The following is a 14,890-nucleotide window of genomic DNA, read 5'->3' as shown; positions in this document are numbered from 1 at the left end:
TGGAAGCAATGATTGAGATGACTGGTATTTCAAAGGCCTTTAACGGAAATACAGTGTTGAATAATGTTGAATTTGAAATAGCTCCAGGAGAAATTCATGCACTAATGGGTGAGAATGGTGCAGGTAAGTCTACCTTAATGAAAATCTTAACCGGAATTTACACTAGAGATTCAGGTGAAATCAAGATCAAAGGAAATCCTGTTGAATTTAAAAATCCCAAGGAAGCAGAACAGGCTGGGATAGCAGTAATTCACCAAGAACTTAATATTCTACCGGATTTGACGGTTGCAGAAAATTTATTTCTTGGAAATGAAAAGACGTTTGGCAAATCAGGAATTTTAAAAACAAAGGAAATGAATAAAGCTGCTAAAGAGGTATTGTTAAACCTTGGCTTGGATGTAGATGTAAAAACAACAGCAAGAAATCTATCCGTTGGTAAGCAGCAAATTGTTGAGATAGCAAAGGCCATTTCTTCCAATGCAGATGTAATCATTATGGATGAACCTACTGCTGCTTTAACAGATAGAGAAATAGAGACATTGTTTGAAACTATTAGAGCATTACAGGCTAAGGGAGTGTCCTTTGTTTATATCTCTCACCGAATGGAAGAAATTTTTGCAATATGTGACCGTATCACTATTTTACGTGATGGAAGCTATGTGGGAGTTAGAAATATCAAAGAAACGACCTTCGATGAAATTGTCCAAATGATGGTTGGACGCGAACTAGGCGGGCGCTTCCCCGACAGAACTTCTAAAATCGGTGATGTGAAGCTTGTAGCCAAGAACTTAACAAGAAAAGGCTTTTTCGAGGATGTTTCTTTTGAATTACGAAAAGGAGAAATACTTGGCGTTGCAGGACTTATGGGTGCAGGGCGTACAGAGGTAGTTCAATCATTATTTGGCTACAAAAAGCTGGACAGTGGTGAACTAATTCTAGATGGTAAACAAGTAAAGATTAATACGCCACTAGACGCTATTAAGCTCGGCTTTGGCTTTGTAACCGAGGACAGAAAATCGGAAGGTCTAATATTAGATTTCTCTGTTAAAGAAAATTTAGGCATTACAAATTTCAACAAAATATCAAAAAACGGTGTTGTGAGTAACCAAAAAGAAAAAAGCTTATATGATTCTATGGTGAAACGATTAGGCGTACGTACTTCTGGTCCTGATCAAACAGTTAAGTCACTGAGCGGTGGGAACCAACAGAAGATTGTAATAGCCAAATGGTTAGGCATTGAGCCTGATATTTTAATATTGGATGAACCGACACGAGGAGTAGACGTAGGAGCGAAAAAAGAAATTTACTCCATTGTGAACACACTTGCTGAAAACGGAGTATCTATTATCATGATATCCTCCGAGCTTCCTGAAATCATTGGAATGGTCGATCGAGTGCTCGTGATGCATGAAGGAAAGATAACTGGTGAAATAACCAAAGAAGAAATGTCACAAGAAAAAATAATGCATTACGCTACCGGAGGGGACAAAGTTGCTAAAATCTAGTTCACAATCAGTGCTACAAAAATTAGGGCCATTGCTAGGACTAATTTTACTAGTGGTAATCATCACTATTATGAGTCCAAACTTTTTAACTGTAAATAACTTAATGAATGTTCTAAGACAGGTTTCTATCAATGCTCTTATCGCATTTGGGATGACCTTTGTTATCTTAACTGGAGGGATTGACTTATCAGTAGGATCGATTTTAGCTCTTACGGGAGCTGTCACAGCAGGGTTACTTGCTGGTGGAATGGATCCAATTTTAGCAATGCTAATAGGTCTTGTTTTAGGGGCAATTTTAGGGGCAATTAACGGAATTATTATTTCTAAAGGGAATGTTGCTCCATTTATCGCTACTCTAGCAACAATGACTATTTATCGAGGACTAACCTTAGTTTATACAGAAGGTAGACCAATTTCAGGATTAGGAGATTCCCTATCATTCCAAATGATAGGGAAAGGATACTTCTTGGGTATACCTGTGCCAGTTGTAACAATGGTTGTTGCATTTGCAGTACTTTACTTTATTTTGAAAAAGACGACATTTGGACGTAGAGTTTATGCAGTCGGAGGTAACGAGGAAGCTTCTCGTCTTTCTGGTATTAAGGTTGGCCGAATTAAAATTTATGTTTATGCATTAACTGGAGCTCTAGCAGCCCTTGCTTCGCTTATTTTAACATCTCGTTTAAATTCAGCTCAGCCTACCGCCGGTAACATGTTTGAACTAGATGCAATCGCAGCGGTAGTTCTTGGTGGTACAAGCTTAACAGGTGGTCGTGGTTGGATCGTTGGTACTTTAATAGGGGCTCTTATAATAGGTGTCTTGAATAATGGTCTAAATCTAATTGGTGTATCCTCCTTCTTCCAGCAAGTGGTGAAGGGTGCAGTTATATTATTAGCGGTTTTAATAGATCGCAAAAAAACAGTATAAAGGAGAAAAAACAGCATGAAAAAACTTTATTTTGCTTTACTGTTAATCGTAGCATTGTTCCTAGCAGCATGTTCAATGGATGCACCAGGCTCTGAGAAATCCGATTCTAAAAAAGAATCTACAGGATCAAAGGGTGACTATAAAATTGGTTTATCTGTTTCCACTTTAAACAATCCGTTTTTCGTAACATTAAGTGATGGAGCAGAAGCAAAAGCAGATGAATTAGGAGCAACAGTTACAGTTGTTGACGCACAAGATAATGCTTCAAAACAAGCAAGTGATGTAGAGGATTTAATCCAACAAGGCGTTGACCTTATTATCATCAATCCAGTAGACTCACAAGCAGTAGTTTCATCTGTTGAATCAGCAAATGCAGCAAATATTCCGGTCGTAACAGTTGACCGCAGTTCAGAAGGTGGAGAAGTAGTAGCCCATATCGCATCAGATAATGTTGCTGGTGGAGAGCTTGCAGGAGAATATTTACTAGAATTAGCTGGAGAAGGTGCTGCAGTAGTTGAATTAGAGGGTATCGCGGGATCCTCTGCAGCTCGTGACCGAGGCCAAGGTTTCAATAATGTGGCTGATGGTAAATTAGACGTTGTAGCTAAACAAACAGCAAACTTTAATCGTGCAGAAGGTTTAACCGTTATGGAAAACATTCTTCAATCTAACCCAGACATCAAGGGTGTATTTGCCCACAACGATGAAATGGCATTAGGCGCTTTAGAGGCAATCGAAGCAGCTGGTAAAGATATTATTGTAATTGGCTTTGACGCTACTGATGATGCTGTAAAATCTGTAGAAAATGGTAAGCTAGCTGGTACAATCGCTCAAAAACCAGAACAAATTGGTGAAAAAGCAATGGAAGCAGCTATTAAAGCGTTAAACGGTGAAGAAGTAGAAGCTTCTATCCCTGTAGATTTAGAATTAATAAAAAAATAATATATAGAAAAGCTATCCTACGGGATAGCTTTTCTTATAGGTATGCCGTGAACAAGAGTTCACGGTATTTTTATTCATTTTAGGAAAGCAAGCTAGCATATATCCACTTTCTGCCGTTACGCAACAAAGCAAGAATCTAACGGACGAAACGACCTAGATTGCAAGATTAGAAAGGGGATTGACAATATAAGCTTAATTACTTTATATTTGTGTTAACCAATATAAAAATATGGTTAACTCATATGTGGGGGGAATAATTTTGAAAAAGGGAAATACATATCAGTACGTCTTAGCTGCAATTGGGGCAGCAATTATAGCAATACTTGCGCAAGTGACGATTCCGCTACCACTCGTACCAATTACAGGGCAAACCTTAGCAGTAGGTTTAGTCGTTACCATTTTAGGTATGAGAACAGGTGTATTATCAGTGATAGTATATATATTAATCGGTGCAGTAGGGATGCCAGTATTCAGTGGTATGTCGGGCGGATTAGGGGTTGTTATTGGACCAACAGGAGGCTATATTGTTGGATTCTTGCCATCAGCGATACTTATGGGACTTTACATGAAAAAATTTGGTATCACAATTTCACACGCCATTGTAGCAAACTTAATCGGTATGGTTGTCACATTGGTATTTGGTACAGTTTGGTTAAAAATCATAGCTGACTTGACATGGACAGCAGCGTTTATGGGTGGCGTTGCACCGTTTGTTATCGTAGGTGTAATAAAAGCAGTACTAGCTGCATGGTTTGGTGTTGTCGTTCGACGTCGCTTAGAAAAAGCTCATTTAATCGTGGCAACGGCATAAATGAGCGGAGTTACCGTGATAGTTTTAAGTTTTACGGCTAGGGAGTAGATGAATAAATTTACTAACACTAACCTTAAAGTTATAATTTTTCAAAAAGAAACGGCGCTAGGGAATCATCCCTTAGCATCGTTTTTTTTCTGCAGTTTTAAGTGTATTTCAGAAGTCATGACATATTTTGAAGTGGCAAACATTGATTCCAATGGAGTAAGAGAAACAGGCAAGCGATCACCAGTGATATATGAGCTGCTGTGGAGGTTTATTGCTCACGGTCCTATAGATATATACATTTTTAAAGTTTTTATGGAGAGCTAACCATGGAAGGAAGTAAATGTGTTTTTCTTGCATCAAATAACTCAATAACCACGTTGATTTTCACATGCATAAAAATAGGTAATTAGTTAAATTTTTTATAGGGGCAAACACTGTTATTTTATAACCAATTCATATACTATTAGTATAGTAAAATCCGAATTAAAGGTAGGAATCAAAATGGAGGATAAATTTAAGTTTGGCATACGTTCCAAAATTACCGTTGGCTACATTATCATTATTCTTTGTTTATTTGCTTCCGTTATAATATTGAACAGTCAAATCCGTTCACTACAGCAAGAAAGAAATGATTTAATAAAATATAATACCGAAGTGGAAACATTTACAAATAATGTAGAAAAATATGTAATGGACATGCAAGCTGGTCAGAGAGGCTTTGTCATTACTGGCAACGATAGTTACTTGGAACCTTATTATAAAGCTGCTGAAGAATGGCAGGTAGAGTTTGATCAACTGTTTGACCTTTTAGAGGACAAGCCAAAACAGCAAGAAAAGCTTGTTGAGGTAAAAGGCACAATCGACCTTTGGATAGCAGAGGCAGGTGAGCGTGCAATTGATTTTAAGCGACAGAATAATGAGCAAGGGATTCAGCAATTCTATGCAAATGATCGTGGTCGTGAGTATATGCAATCTATCCGTAGTCAGTTTAATGATTTTAGAGAATACGAAAGAAATGATGCACAAACTAGAGCGCAAGAGTTAGATGATCGCAATAATATGTTGACTATAGGATTATTTGGTCTTTTAGTGATCGTTTCTGCTATTGCAATAGCAATGGCTAGTCAGGTCTCCAAATCGATTGTTCGTACTGTCAAAGATGTAACGGAAACTATTAAAAAGATTGCTTCAGAAAATGGTGATCGTAAGGAAAGAATTCATGTTACTACTAACGATGAGATTAAGGATTTAGCAATAGCAACAAACGAATTATTAGATAATCTCGATGACAGAGAATGGCTGCAAACAAGTCTTGCAGAAATTGTAACAAAATATCAAGGAGTAGGCTCGATTGATAAGCTCGCTAGTGTATTTATGTCTGAAATCTCTAAAATGACAAATTCGTCTTACGGCGCTTTTTATGTGAGAGAGACAAACAATCAAGAAGTTCATTTTATAAAAAAAGCGGCTTTTGCTGACTCGAATTCTCAAAATGAGATTGGAAGAGAAAGCTTCCGATTGGGACAAGGACTAATTGGTCAATGTGCCCTTGAAAAAAATATTTTTGTCTTTAATGAGATTCCAAAAGATTATCGCTATATTTCTACTGGATTAGGTGAGGTTCCGCCGCGAAGCATATTTATAGTTCCTATTTTGTTCGAGGATGAAGTAATAGCAGTAGTAGAGCTAGCGACAATGTCAGAGTATAGCAAATTACAGCAAGACCTCGTAACACAGATTGTGGAAACGTTTGGCTTATCTATCAATAGTGTTATGGGCCGTATGGAAATTGTTCGACTTCTAAATGAGTCAAGAGCAATGACAGAAGAATTGCAGGCACAATCTGAAGAATTACAAACACAATCAGAGGAACTACAAACTCAATCTGAAGAGCTACAAATGCAAACAGAGGAACTAACTCAGATTAATGAACAATTAGAAGAACGAACAAAAGATGCAGAAGCTAAATCGGAAGAATTAGAAAAAATTAGTCTGGAATTAGAGGAAAAAGCAGAACAGCTTACTATTCACTCTAATTATAAATCAGAATTTCTTGCGAATATGTCACATGAATTACGTACTCCTTTAAACAGTATATTAATTCTTTCCGAAATGCTTTCAGAAAACGGAAAAGGTAATTTATCTGAAGATGAGGCAGAGTTTGCAAAAGTAATTCATTCTTCGGGGGAAGATTTATTATCCTTGATCAATGATATTTTAGATCTTTCTAAAGTAGAGGCAGGAAAGCTAGAGGTTTTATTTGAAGAGGTTAATCTAAGCGAATTACCTGTTCAGATGGAGCATATATTCTCACCAATAGCCCAGAAGAAAAATTTAGATTTTCGTATAAGTAAGGCAGAGAATGTTCCTGATATTTTCTTTACAGACGAAAAACGCTTCCAACAAATTATTAAAAATCTATTATCTAATGCTATTAAATTTACGGAAAAAGGCTCCGTTGCTTTAACGATAAAGCAATTAGATAGTAATCTTCAAACGGAACAAATGTTAGATATTAGTAAAGAGTGGATTGAGATCTCTATTGCCGATACCGGAATAGGGATTCCAACGGACAAGCACGATTTGATCTTTGAATCGTTCCAGCAAGCAGATGGTGCAACTGTACGTAAATACGGAGGAACTGGTCTTGGTTTATCTATTTGCCGTGAGTTTGCTAAGCTGCTTGGTGGTTGGATTACCCTTCAAAGCCAAGAGGGAATGGGAAGTACCTTTACTTTAGTTGTTCCTAGTCTGCCAAAAGGTCCAATTTTAGAGCAGATTGATTTGAGCTTTGGAGAGGTTGCCTCTACTCAAGCGAAAGTGGAGGAAATACAAGAGGTACGGGAGGAACAAGAGAATTCAACTCTTGAGGAACAGGAGCAAAAGATAAAAGAGCAAGAGGAAAAGTTTGAAGCTCTTCCTGAGGATGCGAATGTATTTTCCAATAAAAATATTTTAATCGTCGATGATGATTATCGAAATATTTATGCACTCAAAACGGCATTAGAAAGACGAGGAATTAATATCCTTGTTGCTAAAGATGGTTTGGAATGCTTAGATATTGTACAAAGTAATGCAGAAATAGATGTTGTACTTATGGATATCATGATGCCAAATATGGACGGATATGAGACAATGTCTAAAATTAGAAATGAAATGAATATGACAGAATTACCGATTATTGCTTTAACGGCGAAGGCGATGAAAAATGATCGAGATAAATGTCTAGAGGCGGGTGCTTCTGATTATATTAGTAAGCCATTAAATCTAGATCAATTATTCTCTGTTCTTCGAGTTTGGTTAGCATCTTAAGGGAGTATGGAAATGGACAGTCAATATGAAAGTGGAGAGCTAGAGGGCGTTAATATTCAACATGAAGACTTAGAAGTAGATTTCCTGCTGAAAGCAGTCTATCACTTATCAGGGTTCGACTTTCGGCAATATAATCGATCTTCCATTTCTCGTCGAATTCATAATCGGATGAAGATGAATGGAATTTCAACCATTACAGGTTTACTAGAAAAGGTTATTCATGAAGACGGTTTTCTAGAGCAATTACTAAATGATTTTTCGATCAATGTTACCGAGATGTTCCGAAATCCAACTTTTTTTAAAGCATTTAGAGAAGAAGTTGTACCGATTTTGAGAGAATATCCTGAAATTCGTATTTGGCATGCTGGTTGTGCTACTGGAGAAGAAGTTTACTCGATGGCCATTTTATTAGAAGAAGAAGGGCTAAAGGATAAAACCGTTATCTATGCAACCGATATGAATGAGCAAGTGCTAGAAAAGGCAAGTAAGGGTGCGTTTCCTATACAAAAGATGCAGGCATATACTAAAAATTATATGCTTGCAGGTGGAAATAAAGCATTTTCTGAATACTATAAGGCGGATTATCAATATGCATATTTCCATCCTTCTCTTTTAGAAAATATTATCTTTGCACAGCATAATCTTGTTACAGATCAATCGTTTAATGAATTTCATGTAATTATTTGCCGTAATGTTCTTATTTACTTTACTCCTGAACTTCAGGATCAAGTACAACAATTATTCTATGAGAGCTTAAGTCCACAAGGTTTCCTTGGGCTAGGAGACAAGGAAACTTTAAAATTTTGTCAGGTGATGGATAACTTTCAAGAGGTAGTAGGTAGTGAACGTATTTATCAAAGATATAAATAAAAAGCAGGATTCTTATAATAAGAATCCTGCTTTTTCAATTCAAAGTGTTTCTTATGAAAAGGAGGATGGTCGTGACATAGGTCGTCACAGCCATCCTCTCTAAAATTTTCAGTAATATATAAAGTCGCTTTTTCTATTCTTAATTGCATTGAACCATTAAGACGCACATGTCGTCGGGTTGATCCTGTTGCTTTTCTTTGGATAGCAAATTATCAATTATACCTTGAGAATGATCCCATTTTTTAGAGGTTAAAGTTTCAATTTGTTTTTCAGATTGTATCTCATTTGGCCCCATAGCCTCTAGAACCCCATCTGTATATAAAACAACTTGGATATTCTTCTCGTAGGAAATTACTTCCTTCTTAACTTCAATTTCATCAAAGAACCCTACTGCACAACAGCCTTTGTTAATCGGAACAACCGTTTCTTCATCAATTAGAGCAAATCCAGGTGGATGACCAGCATTAACATATTCTATCGTTTTTTGCTCTGTATCCACAATCATATAGATGGCTGTGAAATAATATGGTATACCAACCTTTTCGTTATGTATTAAAACCATATAGCGATTTAGCTCTTTAATAACAAGTTCCGGTTCCACTAATTGTTTAATAGCCTCTCTTAATACAGAAGATATAAACATACAAACTAGGGAAGCAGAAATTCCATGTCCCATCATATCTAGTAAAATCACGGCATGACGATGCTCGCTTATTTTATGCCAATAGTACATATCGCCAGCCAGATTGAAGGATGGTAAATATGAAACCTCAATTTGAATGTTTTTTTCATTTAATGGTGGGTTTAGAAGACTTCTTTGGACATGAGTTGCTAAATCTAATTCATATTGGATTTTGTTTTCATGCTGAGTATGCCAATCTAACTCTGCTTTTAAGCGAAGAGCAACTCTTATACGTGCCAGTAACTCTGTCTTATTTATAGGCTTAGTAATATAATCACTTCCACCTACATCTAGTGCTTCAGCTAATTTGTTTTTATCCTCTAATGCTGTCACGAATATTATTTGTACATCCTTAAATCGTTCTTGCTGCTTAATTCTCCTACAAGCTTCAAGACCGTCTATTTCAGGCATCATAATATCTAGTAATATTAAATCTACTGAATTACAGGTTGGATTTTGTTCGCCGATCTGTAAATAGTCAAATAGCTCCTGTGCGGATGTAAGAGATACAGTATCTTTATAACCAGCGCTATCTAATATTTTTTCTATTACAAATAGATTGACCGTGTTGTCATCTACCAGTAAAATCGTCATCGCTTATTTCCCCCTGTAGTGTTTAAAGATAGTGTAGTTAAGTTATCTCTATCTATTAAATTTCTATGATAACTCTTCTTATTTATTATACAAAAGAATATATGAATAGTGTATTTATAAGCCTTTTGCTTCAATGTTTAATATCTAACTTCTTATCCTAATCTTACTAAAATAGTTATTTCGGTAGCTTAATGTAAATATTAATTAGCAAGCTTCTATTTAATTTATTTGAATTATCTATATAATAAAATGAGAAAAAGAAGCAAACGAGGTGAAGTAAATGGCAATCGAATTAGTTAAGGAGTATTTTAAAAGATTTGGTATGGAAGACAAGATTCTAGAATATGAAGCTTCAAGTGCTACAGTAGAGCTCGCTGCAAGTGCTCTAAATGTAGAGCCTGCAAGAATAGCTAAAACATTATCCTTCAAAAAAGAGGAGGATTGCCTGCTAGTAGTTGCAGCTGGAGACACTAAAATCGACAATGCTAAATTTAAAAGAACCTTTGGAGTAAAGGCTAAGATGCTTTCATCGGATGAGGTGGAAGAAAAAGTTGGCCATGCCATTGGAGGAGTTTGTCCATTTGGTATACCAGAGAATGTATTAGTGTATTTAGATATTTCCTTGAAAAGGTTTGATACAGTATTCCCCGCATGCGGAAGTAGTAATAGTGCTATAGAGCTTACTTGTGAGGAAATATATACATATGCAAAAGGTGTGGAATGGGTAGACGTTTGTAAGGCTTGGGAATAGAAAAGAGGGTGTAAAATGGATTTATCATTTAAAACTGATGAAGGCAGATTTAATTATCGTGTTGCAGGATTACTTCTAAATGAAAGTAAAATATTAATTATGAAGGACGAGAATTCTCCATACTATTATTTTCCTGGTGGGAGAGTGAGCATGCACGAAAAAAGTGAGGATGCTATTCTTCGTGAAATTAGAGAAGAGCTCTCAGTAGATGCTGCCATCGAACGTTTACTATGGATCAACGAAAACTTTTTTGAAGAGGAAGTATTAAAAGAGAAATTTCATGAGATTTGCTTCATTTATCTTCTAACGCTAAAAGACGATAAGCTTTTAACAAAAGGAAATGAATTTGAAGAGAATGAAGAAGGGAAAATTCATACGTATTATTGGAAAACCTTTGACGAATTGAAAGAGTTAAATGTATATCCATTATTTTTAAAGAATAGATGTTCCGAGCTGCCAGAACATCTAACTCATTTTGTAGAGACTAAATAGTGTAGGGAAATCTCGCTTTTTGAGTATGACTTTTATTGAAAACGTTCATGCTAGAAAAGAGGAGGTGTGATACTAATGGCTAAAGATGTACTTTGTGAAGTGAACAACTGTAAGTTTTGGAGACAAGGAAACAAATGTAATGCAAAAGCTATTTATGTAGTAAGCCGTAAAGGAAACCAAGCTTCCAACAGTGATGAAACAGATTGTAAAACATTTGAACCGAAGTAATATATCTGCATGTCTATTATTACTCACCTAATCACACGTTAAAAAAATAATGTGTAAAAAACAGTACAGCTAGTCTCTCATAGAGGGCTAGCTGTACTTAAATAGGGGAGTATGGATTTAATAGGTCGTAATTTTTGTATAGCTTTGGAAGGCATAAATCCAACGCTGCCACCAAGTAAAATCATTTTGATACTCATTCACCTCTACCGTATACATAGCATCCTCGTTGTTCCATAGTCTTTTAAAATATTCCTCCATTTCAATAGCTAGCTCACTGTCATTTGGGGCAATGATTCTTACGTTGTTCTCTAAATTGTAATTATCTAAAGCACGTTCCGTATAGTTTGCAGCACCGTTTGAAATGATTGTATTTTTAGGGGTCTGAATCCATATAGCTTTTGTATGATATTGACCAATTACGGTGTTATACCATCGTATATTAATCTTCTCATTTGTATCCTCAAGCAGTTCTTGTACGACTGGGCGATTTGGCAATCCAGACTTTTCTCGACCAAAGGAATTCTCATTAGGGTCTAATATCAAATTTACCTCTACTCCGCGATTTGCGGCATCGACTAGTGCATTAACGATGTTACGTTCGGCGACAAAGAACATTCCTAACCAAATTTTATCTCCCTTTTTAGTGTCATTTATATCGTTCATTAATGCATCAAATATTTTCTTCTCGGTTAAATATTGTGCCTGATACTCTCCTTCTTGTTTCTTAGCCTGTATCCTAGGAAGCTTCGGTCCTCCTGAAAATACAGAAACAGCTTCCTCTGCCTCTAAAATATCATTAATAATTGGTCCATCTAATTTTATAGCTATATTGCCATGAAAACCACTAGCATCGTGTGGATTGGAGGAGGTAACAATTGCAGCTTTTTCCGTTATCAACGCTTTTCGATGATTAGCTTTTACGTTTAGAAGCGTCATATAAGAAGCAACTGTCATTTTCGGAGCTTCGCTAGCCATTGCATTGGCAATCCAGCCTTTGCCACCAATATCAAACCATTGAAAAAAAATGCGGTAAATTCCTGAATAGACTGGGGTTGAATCTCTTAAGGCATCTAAATCTGTATAGACAATTTCTACTCCAGCATCTCGCATTTTTTTGAACCATTCGCTTTCATAGGAGCCATACCCACGATTAAGAGGATCTGTGATAAATACAATTGGCATCTCCGGGTTTTCTCTTTTCTTTGCTGCTACTGTGGAGGAAAGTGTATCCGCTATATTAGGAAAGTCCTGATCCTCATCGTAATAACCATCTACTAGGAAAAAATCTAATACTACAAATTCCTCAGCTTCTTCAATAGTTTTATATACCTCATCAAAAATGTGATTTTCATGCACTGTATTTGTCCCTTTTTTATCCTGCGCATAAGTTAAATCCGTTAGAAATTGTATATTGTTTGTTTTATGTAAATCTCCTGCATAGGAAACGCCTTGGGGAAGTGGCTTATATGTATGCCATAAGATCACAGCTATGTATATAAGAGCAAAAGCGGTAATAAAGGATACGACAATCCTCTTTTTTTTGCTCCATGGCTTTTTAGTTTTTTTAGCCATGAAAAAACTCCTCCTATTAAACTTCTATTTTACATATAATATTCCCACTTTTAAAATCTACAAACTTATAGTTACATCAGATTTATACTATAAATTAATTATTATTTATTTTAAAAATGCTATTGTAATAAATTTATTTTTGAGATATTATGAAAATGATAATCGTTATCAATTAGAAAAAATAGAAATATAGGGAGATGAAAAATGATGAAAATTAAAAAATATTGGATGATGAGTGCAACAGCGATGCTAGCGTTAAGCTTAGCTGCTTGTGGAGATAAAGAGGAAAGTTCTACTGAAAAGGTAGAGGTAGAAGCTAAAGAAACTTCGAGTGATGAAGCAAATACAGAACAAACACTTACATATTTAGGCGAAGACTACGTGGTACCCGCAAAAGTAAATAATATTGTGGCAGCTAGTCTAGAATCTATGGAGGATGCAGCAATCTTAGGAGTTAAGCCAGTAGGCGTTCTTGCAATAGCAAATGCTATTCCTACATACCTAGCGGATGAATTAGAGGGAGCGGAACTCGTTGGAGATAAATTTGCTCCTAATAATGAGGCTATCCTAGCGTTAAATCCAGATGTGATTTTAGGCTCATCTAAGCATGGTGAAGAGGTTGTAACTGCATTAAATAAAATTCAAACAATGATTCCTTACTCTCATGTTGCAACGAATTGGAAAGAAAACTTGACGTTACTGGGTCAATTAACAAACAAAGAATCAGAAGCAGTAAAAATAATTACTGACTATGAAGAAAAGGCTGAGAAGGCTAAAGTAGAATTAGGAGAATCATTAAAGGATAAGGAAGTACTCGTATTACGTATACGTAAAGGAAGCATCAATGCTTATCCTGAATCTATTTACTTAAACCCTGTTATCTATGAGGATTTGGGGCTGAAAGTTCCAGAAGTAGTTACAAAAGCAGAGGCTCAGGCAGAATTATCTCTAGAGGCTTTAGCAGATGCAAATCCAGACTATATATTCCTTCAATTTGAAGCAAGTGAAAATACTGATAATGCAGCTGCCTTAGATGAGCTTTTAGAAAATCCGATTTTTGGTAGCATAGAAGCTGCTAAAAATGATCATGTATTTGTAAACGCAGTTGATCCATTAGCGCAAGGTGGTACGGCTTGGTCTAAAGTAAAATTCTTAGACGCAGCGATTGAAAATTTATCGAAGTAAAGTTAGGTGCGATGAATAATGAAAAACAAAAATACATTAGCTTCCATTATTTTAATAGTTTCTCCTCTGTTCATCGCGCTAGCAATAGTTTTATCTATATTATATGGAGCTAAAGATATTAGTCTACTAACAGTTTGGCAGGCGATTACGCAATTCGATGAAAATAATGTGGACCATAACATTATTATGACATCGCGGTTACCACGCGTAATCGCTGCTTTATTGGTTGGAGCTTTTCTAGCTGTTGCTGGAGCGGTTATGCAAGGTATTACCCAAAACTATTTGGCATCTCCTTCGATTATGGGAGTAAATGATGGCTCAGCGTTTGTTATTACAATAGCTATGGTCTTTTTTCCGGGGCTTCCTAATTATCAAATGATTATTCTATCAATGATTGGATCTGCAATTGGAGCAGGTCTCGTCTTTGGTTTTGGTTCCTTGATAAAGGGTGGTTTATCTCCGGTAAGTTTGGCTATTATCGGTACAGTCATTGGAACATTTCTGAGTAGCTTAGCTTCGGCTATTGCAATGTACTTTCAAGTGTCGCAAAGTGTCAGCGTTTGGTATAACGCAAAATTACATACAGTAAATCCTGACATGCTATTATTGTCCATTCCTTTTGGTTTGGTTGGCCTCTTTTTAGCATTAGGTGTTGCCAAGTCGATTACAATTGCCTCATTAGGTGATGAGATTGCAGTAGGTTTGGGGCAACGGACAAAATGGGTGAAAATCATCAGTATTCTAGCAGTAGTCTGTTTAACAGGAACTGCGGTTGCCTTAGTTGGAAAAATAGGATTTGTTGGTTTAATCATTCCACATATTACACGCTTTCTAGTTGGAGTAGACTACCGATTCCTAATACCATGCTCCGCGGCTATTGGAGCGGTCTTTTTAGCTTTGTGTGATGTGCTAAGTCGCTTTATCAACTTCCCGTTTGAGACGCCAGTCGGTGTAGTGACCGCAATTATTGGTGTACCCTTCTTCCTTTACCTAATTCGGACGAGAGGGGGAGCACAGCGTGCATAAAGGC

13 protein-coding genes are annotated in these 14,890 nt (G+C 36.4%); 11 read left to right on the top strand and 2 right to left on the bottom strand.

What is annotated here, in order from left to right; all coding sequences use genetic code 11:
- Positions 1 to 8 precede the first annotated feature (8 nt).
- The 6 genes from MKY94_RS17000 (at position 9) to MKY94_RS16975 (ending at position 8,356) form a co-directional block, all read left to right on the top strand.
- Positions 9 to 1,505, top strand: a complete 1,497-nt coding sequence (locus tag MKY94_RS17000; RefSeq protein WP_342577468.1) for a sugar ABC transporter ATP-binding protein — start codon at positions 9 to 11, stop codon at positions 1,503 to 1,505.
- Positions 1,492 to 2,433, top strand: a complete 942-nt coding sequence (gene rbsC, locus MKY94_RS16995; RefSeq protein ID WP_144541302.1) for a ribose ABC transporter permease — start codon at positions 1,492 to 1,494, stop codon at positions 2,431 to 2,433. The genes MKY94_RS17000 and rbsC overlap by 14 nt, the downstream gene beginning before the upstream one ends.
- Before the next feature lie 15 nt (positions 2,434 to 2,448).
- Complete coding sequence (rbsB, locus tag MKY94_RS16990; RefSeq protein WP_144541301.1) at positions 2,449 to 3,375, top strand: ribose ABC transporter substrate-binding protein RbsB; 927 nt, start codon at positions 2,449 to 2,451, stop codon at positions 3,373 to 3,375.
- 259 nt (positions 3,376 to 3,634) lie between these two features.
- The gene (locus tag MKY94_RS16985; protein WP_144541299.1) at positions 3,635 to 4,186 is read left to right on the top strand and encodes a biotin transporter BioY; all 552 of its coding nucleotides are present in this window, start codon (positions 3,635 to 3,637) and stop codon (positions 4,184 to 4,186) included.
- Positions 4,187 to 4,675: 489 nt separating this feature from the next.
- Positions 4,676 to 7,486, top strand: a complete 2,811-nt coding sequence (locus tag MKY94_RS16980) for a CHASE3 domain-containing protein (protein WP_342577467.1) — start codon at positions 4,676 to 4,678, stop codon at positions 7,484 to 7,486.
- A 12-nt stretch (positions 7,487 to 7,498) separates the two neighbouring features.
- On the top strand, positions 7,499 to 8,356 hold the full coding sequence (locus MKY94_RS16975) for a protein-glutamate O-methyltransferase CheR (RefSeq protein ID WP_342577466.1): 858 nt from the start codon (positions 7,499 to 7,501) through the stop codon (positions 8,354 to 8,356).
- Positions 8,357 to 8,495: 139 nt separating this feature from the next.
- On the opposite strand, the gene MKY94_RS16970 is transcribed toward MKY94_RS16975, so the two are convergent.
- Positions 8,496 to 9,632, bottom strand: coding sequence for a fused response regulator/phosphatase (locus tag MKY94_RS16970; RefSeq protein ID WP_151112802.1), 1,137 nt, complete (start codon positions 9,630 to 9,632; stop codon positions 8,496 to 8,498).
- A gap of 280 nt (positions 9,633 to 9,912) precedes the next feature.
- On the opposite strand from MKY94_RS16970, the gene MKY94_RS16965 reads away from it, so the two are divergent.
- From MKY94_RS16965 to MKY94_RS16955, 3 genes are all read left to right on the top strand, one after another.
- Complete coding sequence (locus tag MKY94_RS16965; RefSeq protein ID WP_340844817.1) at positions 9,913 to 10,383, top strand: YbaK/EbsC family protein; 471 nt, start codon at positions 9,913 to 9,915, stop codon at positions 10,381 to 10,383.
- A 15-nt stretch (positions 10,384 to 10,398) separates the two neighbouring features.
- On the top strand, positions 10,399 to 10,875 hold the full coding sequence (locus tag MKY94_RS16960; RefSeq protein ID WP_340844816.1) for an NUDIX domain-containing protein: 477 nt from the start codon (positions 10,399 to 10,401) through the stop codon (positions 10,873 to 10,875).
- A 75-nt stretch (positions 10,876 to 10,950) separates the two neighbouring features.
- Positions 10,951 to 11,103, top strand: coding sequence for a DUF1540 domain-containing protein (locus MKY94_RS16955; protein ID WP_144541288.1), 153 nt, complete (start codon positions 10,951 to 10,953; stop codon positions 11,101 to 11,103).
- A 117-nt stretch (positions 11,104 to 11,220) separates the two neighbouring features.
- Here MKY94_RS16955 and MKY94_RS16950 read toward each other — a convergent pair whose 3' ends face one another.
- A complete protein-coding gene (locus tag MKY94_RS16950; protein ID WP_144541286.1) occupies positions 11,221 to 12,675 on the bottom strand; it encodes a phospholipase D family protein in 1,455 nt (484 codons plus the stop codon).
- Positions 12,676 to 12,879: 204 nt separating this feature from the next.
- Here MKY94_RS16950 and MKY94_RS16945 point away from each other — a divergent pair, with 204 nt between their 5' ends.
- Positions 12,880 to 13,860, top strand: a complete 981-nt coding sequence (locus tag MKY94_RS16945) for an ABC transporter substrate-binding protein (RefSeq protein ID WP_342577464.1) — start codon at positions 12,880 to 12,882, stop codon at positions 13,858 to 13,860.
- An 18-nt stretch (positions 13,861 to 13,878) separates the two neighbouring features.
- Positions 13,879 to 14,886: an iron ABC transporter permease gene (locus tag MKY94_RS16940; protein ID WP_342577462.1), complete on the top strand. Its 1,008-nt coding sequence runs from the start codon at positions 13,879 to 13,881 to the stop codon at positions 14,884 to 14,886.
- The last annotated feature ends 4 nt before the right edge of the window (positions 14,887 to 14,890 follow it).

This window comes from Psychrobacillus sp. FSL K6-2843 (assembly GCF_038626375.1).
Taxonomy (GTDB): Bacteria; Bacillota; Bacilli; order Bacillales_A; family Planococcaceae; genus Psychrobacillus; species Psychrobacillus faecigallinarum.
This window is presented reverse-complemented; position numbering and strand designations above follow the sequence as displayed.

What these genes read in the sequence shown, in the direction of transcription:
- MKY94_RS16955 (WP_144541288.1), top strand. Translation starts at nt 10,951, where the DNA reads ATGGCTAAAGATGTACTTTGTGAAGTGAACAACTGTAAGTTTTGGAGA.
- rbsB (WP_144541301.1), top strand. Translation starts at nt 2,449, where the DNA reads ATGAAAAAACTTTATTTTGCTTTACTGTTAATCGTAGCATTGTTCCTA.
- MKY94_RS16960 (WP_340844816.1), top strand. Translation starts at nt 10,399, where the DNA reads ATGGATTTATCATTTAAAACTGATGAAGGCAGATTTAATTATCGTGTT.
- MKY94_RS16980 (WP_342577467.1), top strand. Translation starts at nt 4,676, where the DNA reads ATGGAGGATAAATTTAAGTTTGGCATACGTTCCAAAATTACCGTTGGC.
- MKY94_RS16975 (WP_342577466.1), top strand. Translation starts at nt 7,499, where the DNA reads ATGGACAGTCAATATGAAAGTGGAGAGCTAGAGGGCGTTAATATTCAA.
- MKY94_RS17000 (WP_342577468.1), top strand. Translation starts at nt 9, where the DNA reads ATGATTGAGATGACTGGTATTTCAAAGGCCTTTAACGGAAATACAGTG.
- MKY94_RS16965 (WP_340844817.1), top strand. Translation starts at nt 9,913, where the DNA reads ATGGCAATCGAATTAGTTAAGGAGTATTTTAAAAGATTTGGTATGGAA.
- MKY94_RS16940 (WP_342577462.1), top strand. Translation starts at nt 13,879, where the DNA reads ATGAAAAACAAAAATACATTAGCTTCCATTATTTTAATAGTTTCTCCT.
- MKY94_RS16945 (WP_342577464.1), top strand. Translation starts at nt 12,880, where the DNA reads ATGATGAAAATTAAAAAATATTGGATGATGAGTGCAACAGCGATGCTA.
- MKY94_RS16950 (WP_144541286.1), bottom strand. Translation starts at nt 12,675, where the DNA reads ATGGCTAAAAAAACTAAAAAGCCATGGAGCAAAAAAAAGAGGATTGTC.
- MKY94_RS16970 (WP_151112802.1), bottom strand. Translation starts at nt 9,632, where the DNA reads ATGACGATTTTACTGGTAGATGACAACACGGTCAATCTATTTGTAATA.